This window comes from Humidesulfovibrio sp. (assembly GCF_035560995.1).
Lineage (GTDB): Bacteria > Desulfobacterota > Desulfovibrionia > Desulfovibrionales > Desulfovibrionaceae > Humidesulfovibrio.
Genome location: NZ_DATMYK010000252.1, coordinates 5,001 through 15,580 on the forward strand (window position 1 = coordinate 5,001; position 10,580 = coordinate 15,580).

The window sequence follows — 10,580 nt, forward strand, 5'->3', positions numbered from 1 at the left end:
GTGAACCGTCACCCTTCGTCAAGAACTTTCTTCATTCATCTTCAAAAGATCGCGTCGCTTGTTCCGTGCCTTCCGGCCGTTCACTTGCGGCGAGGGGCGTTTCTATGTGAACCGCGTCCCTTCGTCAACCCTTTTCTTCAACCTTTTCAAAAAACCTTCGCTGCCCGTCACTGCGCCTTCCGGCCGTTCAAAGCGGCGAGGGGCGTTTCTAGGTGAACCAGCAACAAGAGTCAACCGCTTTCTGCCGAATCAGGGGATGTTTTTGAAAAACAACGTGATTATAGTAGGTTGCCGCTGTGTGACCTGGGAGCAGAGAGACTGATCTTCAGCTTCACCAAGCCCCTGGGCGGCAGGAACAAGCGTGGACGCCCCAGCGGCCCTATAATATGATGCGGCCATGTTCGACACAACCGCCTTTCTGACCGACCTGCGCGCCGAGATGGTGCAATGCGCCGACCCAGCCCACCGAGACGGGCTGCGTTGGTTCTTCAAGGAGGCCATCAGCCCACTCGGCGTGCGCTCATCGGAGCTGAACGCCCTGGTGGCACGGCGCTGGCGCGAGTTGCGCACTCTTGATCCGGCGGTTCTGCTTCAGATGTGCAACACCCTCTGGCAGTCAGACGTCTTCGAGGACCCGACTCTGGCCAGCAAGTGGTGCTCCCGCGCAGTGTCCAAGCTGGGCCCGGCCGCTTTTGAAACCTTCGAAGGCTGGCTGTCCACACGCGTGAACAATTGGGCTCACTGCGACGTGCTGTGCACGGGGTGCCTGGGCCCCCTGCTCATGCGCCACCCAGAGCTCTGGGAACGCACCCTGCCCTGGCTGGCGAGCCCCAACCGCTGGCTTCGCAGGGGCGCGGCCGTATCCCTTGTGCCTCCTGGTCGGCGCGGCCTGTTCCTGGACCAAGTGTTCCATGTGGCCGATGCGCTGCTGACCGATGACGACGACCTGGTGCGCAAGGGGTATGGCTGGATGCTCAAGGAGACCTCTAAGGCCTGGCCACAGGAGGTGCTGGACTTCGTGCTGGCTCGCCGGGCGCGCATGCCTCGCGTTGCCCTGCGCTACGCCATAGAGCTCATGCCTGCCGACTGGCGCAGGAAGGCCATGGAGCGCTAGCAAACATGAGAGTTTTGGTCAGGCCAGCCGGGCGCGCATCCCCTATACCCCCTCTCCAGGAAGGAAAATGCTGAAACTCGACACACGTAACACCTACGCCGCGCGCATGCTCAAGGTCCTGAACCACATCCAGCGCAACCTGGATGAGCCCCTGGAACTGGAGGCCCTGGCCGAACTGGCCTGCTTCTCCGTCTCCCACTTCCACCGGGTGTTCAAGGGCATGCTGGGCGAGACCATCATGGACCACAGGCGGCGCATCCGCCTGGAGCGCGCCCACCTGCGGCTGGCCACGACGCGGCAGTCCGTGACGGACATCGCCCTTGATGCCGGGTATGACTCGCTCGAAGCCTTCAGCCGGGCCTTCCGCAAGAGTTATGGGCTCTCGCCCAGTCAAAGCCGCGACAGCCGGGAGCAACGCTTCCTGGAAGCGCCTTCGGGTGTGCACTACAGCGCGGGCGAGATAGTGGAATTCCTTTTCGACGACACAGGAGCAGCAGTCATGAACGTCCGCATTGAAACCCTGCCCGAACGGGCCATCCTGCGCGTGCGCGAAACCGGACCATATAAGGAGTCCGCCGAGCGGGCCTGGAAGACCTTGTGCGAATGGGCCGGCCCGAAGGGCCTCTTCGGTCCCTCAACCATGCTTCTCGGTATCGGGCACGACGACCCGACCATCACTGCGCCGGAGAAGATCCGCTACGACGCGGCCATGACCGTGGACCGCCCGGTGCAGGCCGAAGCCCCCGTGGTGGCGGACGTCATGCCCGGCGGCGAGTATGCCATCATCACCCACAAGGGGCCGTACGAGGGGCTTGAGGAGGCCTACAAGCGCATCATGGGCCAATGGCTGCCGCAGAGCGGCCGGGAGATGCGCGACGACAGCCCGACCTTCGAGGCCTATCTGAACGACCCCACACGTACCCCGCCGCAGGAGCTGCTGACGGACATCCACATCCCGCTCAAGTAATGAAGAAGGGCGCTCCGGCAGGTCGGGGGCGCCCTCCTCTCTTTAGAACTCCAGGTGGCCCGGCGTGCGCGGGTACGGGATGACGTCGCGGATGTTGGCGATGCCCGTGACCAGCATGAGCAGGCGCTCGAAACCCATGCCGAAGCCTGCGTGGGGCGCGGTGCCGAAGCGCCGGGTGTCCAGATACCACCAGTAGGGCTCCTGCGGCAGCCCGGCCTCGGCCATGCGCCGGGTGAGCACGTCCAGGCGCTCCTCGCGCTGGCTGCCGCCGCACAGCTCGCCGATGCGCGGCACCAGCAGGTCCATGGCCGCCACCGTGCGCCCGTCGTCGTTCAGGCGCATGTAGAAGGCCTTTATCTCCTTGGGGTAGTCATACACGATGACCGGACGCTTGAAGTGCTCCTCGCACAGGAAGCGCTCGTGCTCGGTCTGCAGATCGGACGTCGCATGCACCGGGAACTCGAAGCTTCTGCCGCTTTGCTTGAGCACGGCGATGGCCTCGGCGTGGGTCAGGCGCGCAAAGGGGGCGGCCAGCATGTTCTCAAGGGTCGGCAGCAGGGTCTTGTCCACGAAGTTGCCAAAGAGCGCCAAGTCCGCCGCGCAGGCCGTGAGGGCGTGGCGCACCAGATGGCACACCAGCGCCTCGGCCAGGTCCATGTCGTCGGCTAGGTCGGCGAAGGCCACCTCGGGCTCCACCATCCAGAACTCGGCCGCGTGCTTGGGCGTGTTGGAGTTCTCGGCCCGGAAGGTGGGGCCAAAGGTGTACACGCTGCCAAGGGCCAGGGCCATGAGCTCCGCCTCCAGCTGGCCGGATACGGTCAAGCCAGCCGGACGGCCGAAGAACTCCTCGGCCGCGCGAACCTCGGGCGGCATGGCAGCGGCCTTCTCGGCCTCCAGATTGCTCACGCGGAACATCTCGCCCGCGCCCTCGCAGTCCGAACCGGTTAAGATAGGCGCATGCACGTGGAAGAACCCGCGTTGGCGGAAAAAGTCGTGCACGGCCAAGGCCATTTCCGAGCGCACGCGCAGCATGGCCCCGTACTTGTTGGAGCGCGGGCGCAGGTGCGCAATGCTGCGCAGAAACTCGTCCGAATGGCGCTTCTTCTGCAGCGGGAAGGCTTCCGGGTCGGCCAGGCCGTATACCTCCATCGCCTCTGCCCGCACTTCCCAGCGCTGGCCCTGGGCCGGTGATTCCACCAGCTGGCCGCTGACGGACACTGCCGCCCCGGTGCCCACGCCTTCAAGGGCGGGGAGCAGTTCCGGGGTGTGATCGGCCACAACCTGCACGTTGGCCAGACAGGAGCCGTCGTTGATCTCCAGGAACGAGAAGCCTTTGGAGTCGCGCCGGGTGCGTACCCAGCCCTTGAGCAGCACCGGGCCGCCCGCCTCCCTGGCCAAAATGTCGATGATGCGTGTGCGCTGCATGAAAAGCCCTCCTTGGACAAGCACCTCTTCTAGTGCCTCCGGCCAAGGATTTCAACAGAGTTGCGTCGGACCCGCGCCTGGGGTAGAAGCGGCGCACACATCACCTATCCAGGGAGCGCGCGCATGGGATTTTTCAGCAAGGTCAAAAAGCTCTGGGGCGGCGATTCCGCAGCCGAACAGGCCCCCGTCCAGTCCACCGAAGCCGCCGGGCAGCCGGTTTCCCCGGAAGCGCCCGCGAGCACGCCTGTTGCCGCGCCCGGCACCAAGGCTGACGTCGAAGCTGGCGTCGAGGCCGCCGCAAGCCTGCCGCCCGCAGTGCTGACCGACGCCTGGAAGGCCGAGCTTGAGGCCTCCCTGCGCGGCTCGCGCGCGCGCATCTCCGAATGGCTGGGCCTGCTGCTCTCCGGGCTCGACACGGCCGACGACTCCCTGTGGCTGCGCCTGCGCTTCCTTTTTGCCACCCTGGGCGCGCCAGAAGCCGAGGCCGAGACCTTCATCAACGACTTCAAGGTCTGGTCCCGGGCCATGAACCTGACCAAGGTGGACGAGTTCCGCTCCGAGCTCCGCTACCGCCTCATCCTCTCCCTGGATCTTGAGCAGGAGGAGGAGGAGCGCACCAACGTGTTCCAGAAGCTCACCCGCGGCCTGGCCAAGACGCGCGAGCGCCTTTCCGTGGGCCTTGGCGCGCTGTTCGGCCGCAAGGGCGAACTGGACGACGCCTTCTGGGAGGAGCTTGAGGAGCTGTTCATCATGGCCGACGTGGGCTCCGAGGCCACGCGCAAGCTCCTGGGCAATCTGCGCAACCGCGCCCGCGCCATGGGCGTCACCGAAGCCGCGCGCTTCCGCGAGGTGCTGGCCCGCGAGTTGGACGAGCTGTTCCCCCTGCCCAAGAAGCCCAAGGTGGCCGCGCCGCCGGAAGTGGTCATGATGATCGGCGTGAACGGCGTGGGCAAGACCACCACCATCGCCAAGCTGGCCTACCGGGCGCGCCTGCAGGGCCGCAAGGTGCTCATCGCCGCGGGCGACACCTTCCGGGCCGCGGCCATCGGCCAGCTGGAGATCTGGGCCGGGCGCGTGGGCGCGGGCATCTTCTCCAAGCACGAGGGCGCGGACCCGGCGGCCGTGGCCTTCGAGGCCGTGGACCTGGCCCTGAAGGAGGGCTACGACCTTGTGCTGCTCGACACCGCGGGCCGCCTGCACACCAAGGTCAATCTCATGGAGGAGCTGCGCAAGATCAAGCGTGTGCTGGACAAGAAGCACCCCGGCGCGCCGCACAGAAGCGTACTGGTCATCGACGCCACCACAGGCCAGAACGCCCTGTCCCAGACCAAGCTGTTCCACGAGGCCGTGGGGGTGGACGAGATCGTGCTGACCAAGCTGGACGGCACGGCCAAGGGCGGCGTCATGGTGGGCGTGGCCATCACCCACAAGCTGCCCATCAGCTTCGTGGGCCTGGGCGAGAAGATGGAAGATCTGCGGCCCTTCGTGGGCGAGGACTTCGCCAAGGCCCTGCTGGGCGAATAGCGCTTAGCCCAAACCGAGCGTCTCCAGCAGCAGCTCAGGGTAGCTCACAAGGGCGATGCGCCCCTGCGCCGCCGCGCGCAGTCCCGCCACGCAGCCGGAACACGCGCACACCAGGCGCTGTGCGCCCTGGGCCAGGGCGCGCTCCACCACTTCACCGGGAACATGCTTGCAGCACAGGCCGGAAACATCGAAAAGCTCCAGCCCCGGAACAGAGCCGAGAAACTCCCGGTAGCGCTTCCAATTCAGGTCTACGGCTGGGAACTGCGCCTTGTAGCTCGTGTGGCAGCCTTCGAAATACGCGATGCGTCCGGCGCCGACGAGCTTCCTTCCTTGCAACGCGTCAATCAACGCGTCCAGCAGATACAGGTCTCCCGTGTCCCCCACGAGCCCCTTTGCCGCCTGTGCGCAACCGGCGCAGCAATACACCACGCGTTGCGCGCCACGGTCCCGCGCCCGGGACCGGTTGTCCTCGATGAACCCGCGCGAGGCGGAGAGCATGGCCTCGCGCTCGTCCCCGGTGGACTGGCTGACCAAAGGCAAGCCGCAGCAGACCTCGTCGGGGAGCCACGTGCACTCCATGCCAAGCGCCCCGAACAAGCGGACCGCCTGGCCCAGCAGTTGCGGCGTGGTGAAGGGACGGTAGCACCCGAACACGAGGCAGACATCCGCCTGTGGCTTCGGCACGGTTATGCCCTGCGCCGCCAGTGCACCGGCCCGCAGCACGGAAAATGCGCCATGTCCGCCGGTCTCGCGCACTGCGGCCAGCTGTTCGTCAAGACTGCGCCCGGCCGCCGCCCGCGCATAGAAGGCCTTGATGGCTTGGGCGCGCGTCGCTTTTCCGTCCATACCCGCCCTACTCCTGAACCTGCACGCCCCGGCTGGAAAAGGAAATGCCCTGGCTGTTGGCCGTACCGATCATGACCGACTCCACCACGGGCTCGTTCATGGCCGCGTCCGCGCGCCAGCGCACCAGAAAGGACGCCCCTGCCCCGCCGGAGGAATCGGTCTGGTCCACCACGAACTCCCGCGTGCTCATGGGCGGCATCAGCTGCTCACCGGCAACGAAGCGCTTGAGCAGCTTCCCGTCGGAGCCGTAGTAGTCCACGCTGGACAGCCGCATGCTGCGCCGGGCGTCGGCGTTACGCACGGTGAGGGTGATGGTCAGATCAAAGGGCCGCGTCTTCACGCCGTGGTAGATGTGCGAGTAGCAGGGCACGTACAGGGTCTGGCCCTTGGACATGTCCGCCAGGGCGGGCAGGCTGGAGCAGACCAGCAGGGCGCTGGCGGCAAGGGCGACAAGGCTCATCCTGATGGGGCTCTTCTTCATGACTCCTCCCTACTCGTTGTCCTCGGCGGCAGGCATTGGCCGCGCCGGGGCGATGCGTTCCAACTCCTTGAGCCAGGGCGGCTGACAAAAGGCCCTGAAGCCCGGAAATTCCAGCTTCCTGTGGTGCAGGTACAGGCGGCCGCCCGCTTCCACAGCGTCTGCGCCCCCCTCGCCGGGCTCGCCCTCAACGGGGTCGCCATACAGCGGGTCGCCCACAATGGGCAGGTTCGCCGCGGCCAGATGGGCGCGTATCTGGTGCCGGGCCCCGGCCTGGATGCGCACGCGCAACAGGGTGCGTCCGTCCGCCAGGGCCGCCTCGGGCCAGACAAGCGTCCAGCCGCGCGATTCGTTCTCCATCTTTCCAAGCACGCGGGTGCGCCTGCGGTCGTCCGTGTCCAGCTTGCGCTTGAGCTGCAAGGGCTCAGCAAGCACGCCCTGGACCACGGCCAGGTATTCCTTGACCACGTCCTTGGGCTTCAGCGCCGCGAAGACCTTGGCCGCGCGGGCGTTCATGGAGGCCAGCACGATGCCGGAGGTCAGAAAATCCAGGCGGTTCAGCAGGCGCGGGGTGATGCCGGGGAACAGTTCCGGCAGGAGCGCCTCCAGGCTGTGCCCGCCGCCGCCCGCCAGTGCCGCGCTGTGCAAGCCCGCGGGCTTGTCCAGGGCCGCATAGTCCTTGGTGCGCTCGACGATCGTCACCTGCCGCGCGCTGAAGCGCGGAGCGGCCTCGATTTCGCTCGCGTCTCCGGCGGCGTCTGGCAAAAGACTCACCCGCTGGCCCGGGCGCAGCTTGAGCCCGGCCGGGGCCGGACGGCCCTCCACAAGCACCCTGCCCGCCTCGATGAGCCGCCTGCGCAGGCGCAGGCCCGAGCCCGGCAACAAAGCCTCCAGGGCGCGGTCCAGCCGCTCCCCTTCCAGGTCCGCCCCAACCAAAAATTCACGCGGCTGTCCCGCGTCCGTCTGCACTGTCATTTCCCCATACTACGCGCTGGGCCGGGCATCCGCAACCACGCAAGAGGGCTCCCGCAACCATGCGGGCGGGCATCCGCTTTTGACGAACCAGGCGAAACAGCCTACTGTAAAAAGGTTCACAAAACCTACACTTCAGGAGCACACCATGAGCTTTGACGTGCTTTGGCTGTCCCGCGCGGACATGGATACCCTGGGTCTCACCATGCGCGAGATCATGGACGTGGTCGAGGAAGGCTTCGCCGCCATGGGCCGGGGCGAGGTGGAAATGCCTGCGAAAATCGGCATCCACACCCGCAAGGACTGCTTTAACCACTCCATGCCCTGCTATGTGGGCGGCACCCTGGACATGGCCGGGGTGAAGGTCGTTTCCGGCTACCCGCCGAACCAGAAAAAAGGCCTGCCATACATCACCGGCATCTGGACCCTCATCGACCCCGAAACGGGGCTGGTGCGCTCGGTCATGGACGCGGCCTGGATCACGGCCTGGCGCACGGGCGCGGCCTCCGGCGTGTACGCCCGGCACTTCGGCGATCCGGAGACGAAATGCGTCGGCATCGTGGGCCTTGGCGTGCAGGGGCACATGAACCTGCGGGCCATGATCGAGGTCTTCCCCAAGATCGAGGAAGTGCGCATGTTCGACCCCTTCGCGGGACAGGCCGAGCGCTTCACGGCCGACATGCAGCCCTTGCTGCCGAACGCGCGCTTCATCAACTGCGCGGACCCCAAAGCCTGCGTCACCGGGGCCGACGTGGTCATCACCTGCACGCCCATCGTTGAAAAGCCCGAGCGCTTCATCAAGTCCGAATGGCTGAAAGAAGACGTGCTGGCCATCGCCGTGGACTATGACTCGGCCTTCGACGCCGAGACCATGAGCGGCGCGGTCACCTTCACCACGGACAGCGAGACCCAGTACCTGTGGACCCAGGATCACGGGACCTATTTCCAGAACGGCTACCCATCCAAGGCCGGGTTGCACTCGGACATGGGCGAGATCTGCGCGGGCAAGAAGCCCGGTGCGCGCAAAGGCCGCCGCTCCGCCGTGCTCATGGGCATCGCCCTCGACGACGTGATGACCGGGCACCTGCTGTACGAGAAGGCCCTGGAGATGAAGACCGGCACCTGGGTGCAACTGTAGGATGAAGAGCGCAGGCTACCTGTACGTGCTTTGCGCGGCCGCGCTGTGGGCGCTCATCGGGCCGCTGTCCAAGCAGGTCATCGCCCTTGGCGTTGCCCCGCTGGAGGCGGCCTTCTGGCGCTCGGCCATCGGCTGGAGCTTCTTCGCCGTGCACGCCCTGGCCACCGGGGCCTGGCGCCTGCAGCGCAAGGACGCCCCGGCCATCGCCTCCTTTGGCATCATCGGCGTATCCACGCTCTTCGGCGCGTACATCCTGTCCATCAGCATGGTGGGAGCGGCCCTGGCCTCGGTGCTTCTGTACACCGCACCCGCCTGGGTGGCCGTGCTGGCCTGGCTGACGCTCGGCGAGGAGATGCACGCCCACAAACTCATCGCCCTCAGCATGACCCTCGTGGGCGTGGCCTGCGTCAGCCTGGGCCCGGCCCTCGTGTCTGGCCAGGGGCTGGGCGCGGTGAACCTGCCGGGCATCCTGCTGGGACTCTTGTCCGGCTTCAGCTACGCCACCTATTATATTTTCGGCAAACGCTACCTGGGCCGCTACGCCACGCCCACGCTGTTCCTGTACGCCCTGCCTGTGGGCTGCCTGGGCCTTCTGCCCTTTGTCACCTTCACGCCCAAAAGCGGCGAGGCCTGGCTCTTCCTGACCTTGCTCGCCGTCACCACCACCTACGGGGCTTACAGCGTGTATTACGCAGGCCTCAGGCGGCTCTCGGCCACGCGCACGGCCATCGTGGCCACGCTTGAGCCCGTGCTGGCCGCGGGGCTGGCCTACGTATGGTGGGACGAGCGCTTCGACTTCATGGGCTACGCAGGCAGCGCGCTGATTTTGGCCGCCGTGCTCTGCACCATCCTGGGCGGCAGCCGGGGCGCAGCGCGGCAGGCTGGCGAGGCCGCGACCTGATGGCCGCGCCCTTCCGCCAGGTCAAGGCTTCGGCCGGATCGGGCAAAACCTACGCCCTGACCCTGCGCTTTCTGGATCTGCTGGCCGGGTGCGCCGAGGATAATGAACCGGAAGACACCGAACCGGACGACGCCGAGGGTCGCCAGGGGCCGGGCTGCCGCCCTGGCTATGCTTGCGCGGCGGATGCCACTGGCCCTCGTCGGCGCTACACCTGGCCGGAGATCCTGGCCGTCACCTTCACCAACAAGGCCGCTGCCGAGATGCGCGAGCGCGTTCTGGGCGCGCTGAAGGAACGCGCCCTTGGCGGTACGGACACCCCCGGCAAGGGCCTGGACCCGGCCAAGGCTCGCCGCCTGCTGCTGGAGATTCTGCGCCACACGCAGCACCTGGGCATCCGCACCATCGACAGCCTGCTGTCCATGCTGGTGCGGCTCTTCGCCCTGGACAGGGGGCTCAAGCCGGACTTCGACACCATTTTCGACGAGAGCCAGGCCCTGGAGCTGCTGCTCGACGCCTTCCTGGCCCGCTGCGAGGCGGGCGGACCGGAAGAAGCCCTGTACGAGCAGGCCGTGCGCACCCTCATCGAACATGAGGACAAGGACGGCTTCTGGCTCCAGGAGGCCCTGCGCGAGAGGCTCATCGAGCTTTCACGCCTGCTGCTGCATATTCTGCCCATCCTGCCCGGCCCGCTGACCACGGACCAGGGCCGCATGGCCGACCTCCTGGGCCTGTCCTACGGCGAGATGCGCCTGGCGCTTGACGCCCTGACCCAGGCCATCAGCGGCGAGGACCTGGCTCCACAGGCGAATTTCAGCAAGATGCTGGGCAAGTTCCGCGAGGCAGAGCTCTTCGGCGACCTCCCGGCGGATTCCGCCTATCTGGCCAAGGACAGCCTGGACGAGTGCCTGCTGGCCAAGTCGCGCGGCAAATGCTCACCAGCCGCCAGCCGCGCCTATGAGCAGTTCCGCGACGCCGCGCAGGAGCACATCCGCTGCCAGGCCATTCTTTCCGCCGCCTACGCCCTGGCCCCCTGCGCGCAGATAGCCCTGCTGCTGCTGCGCGGGCTGGACGAAGCTCAGCGCGAGAAGGGCTTCCTCTTCGGCTCGCAGATGGCGGGCATAGTGGGCGAGGTGCTGGACGGCGACATGGGCGTGCCCGACGCCTTCTGTCGTTTGGGCGACCGCCTGCACCACCTGCTGGTGGACGAGTTTCAGG

10 protein-coding genes are annotated in these 10,580 nt (G+C 66.6%); 6 read left to right on the top strand and 4 right to left on the bottom strand.

Translation table 11 applies throughout. The annotated features are described in order from the left end of the window. Positions 1 to 397: 397 nt before the first annotated feature. Positions 398 to 1,114, top strand: coding sequence for a DNA alkylation repair protein (locus VN419_RS09850; RefSeq protein ID WP_325646990.1), 717 nt, complete (start codon positions 398 to 400; stop codon positions 1,112 to 1,114). Between the two features lie 67 nt (positions 1,115 to 1,181). Beyond that, the gene (locus VN419_RS09855) at positions 1,182 to 2,081 is read left to right on the top strand and encodes an AraC family transcriptional regulator (protein ID WP_325646992.1); all 900 of its coding nucleotides are present in this window, start codon (positions 1,182 to 1,184) and stop codon (positions 2,079 to 2,081) included. 42 nt (positions 2,082 to 2,123) lie between these two features. Here the strand turns inward: VN419_RS09855 and asnS are convergent, their stop codons facing one another. Beyond that, positions 2,124 to 3,506, bottom strand: a complete 1,383-nt coding sequence (gene asnS, locus VN419_RS09860; protein WP_325646994.1) for an asparagine--tRNA ligase — start codon at positions 3,504 to 3,506, stop codon at positions 2,124 to 2,126. A gap of 123 nt (positions 3,507 to 3,629) precedes the next feature. Here asnS and ftsY point away from each other — a divergent pair, with 123 nt between their 5' ends. Then, a complete protein-coding gene (gene ftsY, locus VN419_RS09865; protein WP_325646996.1) occupies positions 3,630 to 5,030 on the top strand; it encodes a signal recognition particle-docking protein FtsY in 1,401 nt (466 codons plus the stop codon). Between the two features lie 3 nt (positions 5,031 to 5,033). On the opposite strand, the gene VN419_RS09870 is transcribed toward ftsY, so the two are convergent. Genes VN419_RS09870 through VN419_RS09880 form a run of 3 tightly spaced genes read right to left on the bottom strand, consistent with a single transcriptional unit; the run spans position 5,034 to position 7,323 of the window. After that, positions 5,034 to 5,876, bottom strand: a complete 843-nt coding sequence (locus VN419_RS09870; protein WP_325646999.1) for a (Fe-S)-binding protein — start codon at positions 5,874 to 5,876, stop codon at positions 5,034 to 5,036. Between the two features lie 7 nt (positions 5,877 to 5,883). Continuing rightward, a complete protein-coding gene (locus VN419_RS09875) occupies positions 5,884 to 6,357 on the bottom strand; it encodes a DUF3124 domain-containing protein (RefSeq protein WP_325647001.1) in 474 nt (157 codons plus the stop codon). A 9-nt stretch (positions 6,358 to 6,366) separates the two neighbouring features. Further along, entirely contained in the window at positions 6,367 to 7,323 is a 957-nt protein-coding gene (locus VN419_RS09880; protein ID WP_325647003.1) for an RluA family pseudouridine synthase, read from the bottom strand. A 151-nt stretch (positions 7,324 to 7,474) separates the two neighbouring features. Here VN419_RS09880 and VN419_RS09885 point away from each other — a divergent pair, with 151 nt between their 5' ends. The 3 genes from VN419_RS09885 to VN419_RS09895 all read left to right on the top strand — a co-directional run. Beyond that, entirely contained in the window at positions 7,475 to 8,464 is a 990-nt protein-coding gene (locus tag VN419_RS09885; RefSeq protein ID WP_325647005.1) for an ornithine cyclodeaminase family protein, read from the top strand. 1 nt (position 8,465) lies between these two features. After that, positions 8,466 to 9,365 carry a DMT family transporter gene (locus VN419_RS09890; protein ID WP_325647007.1) on the top strand — a complete coding sequence of 300 codons (900 nt, stop codon included), beginning with the start codon at positions 8,466 to 8,468 and terminating at the stop codon, positions 9,363 to 9,365. Beyond that, positions 9,365 to 10,580, top strand: a 1,216-nt coding sequence (locus VN419_RS09895) for a UvrD-helicase domain-containing protein (RefSeq protein ID WP_325647009.1), incomplete at its 3' end; no start/stop codon positions are given. The genes VN419_RS09890 and VN419_RS09895, both read left to right, overlap by 1 nt.

Coding starts and splice junctions, on each gene's coding strand:
- VN419_RS09850 (WP_325646990.1), top strand. CDS start 398: ATGTTCGACACAACCGCCTTTCTGACCGACCTGCGCGCCGAGATGGTG.
- VN419_RS09855 (WP_325646992.1), top strand. CDS start 1,182: ATGCTGAAACTCGACACACGTAACACCTACGCCGCGCGCATGCTCAAG.
- asnS (WP_325646994.1), bottom strand. CDS start 3,506: ATGCAGCGCACACGCATCATCGACATTTTGGCCAGGGAGGCGGGCGGC.
- ftsY (WP_325646996.1), top strand. CDS start 3,630: ATGGGATTTTTCAGCAAGGTCAAAAAGCTCTGGGGCGGCGATTCCGCA.
- VN419_RS09870 (WP_325646999.1), bottom strand. CDS start 5,876: ATGGACGGAAAAGCGACGCGCGCCCAAGCCATCAAGGCCTTCTATGCG.
- VN419_RS09875 (WP_325647001.1), bottom strand. CDS start 6,357: ATGAAGAAGAGCCCCATCAGGATGAGCCTTGTCGCCCTTGCCGCCAGC.
- VN419_RS09885 (WP_325647005.1), top strand. CDS start 7,475: ATGAGCTTTGACGTGCTTTGGCTGTCCCGCGCGGACATGGATACCCTG.
- VN419_RS09890 (WP_325647007.1), top strand. CDS start 8,466: ATGAAGAGCGCAGGCTACCTGTACGTGCTTTGCGCGGCCGCGCTGTGG.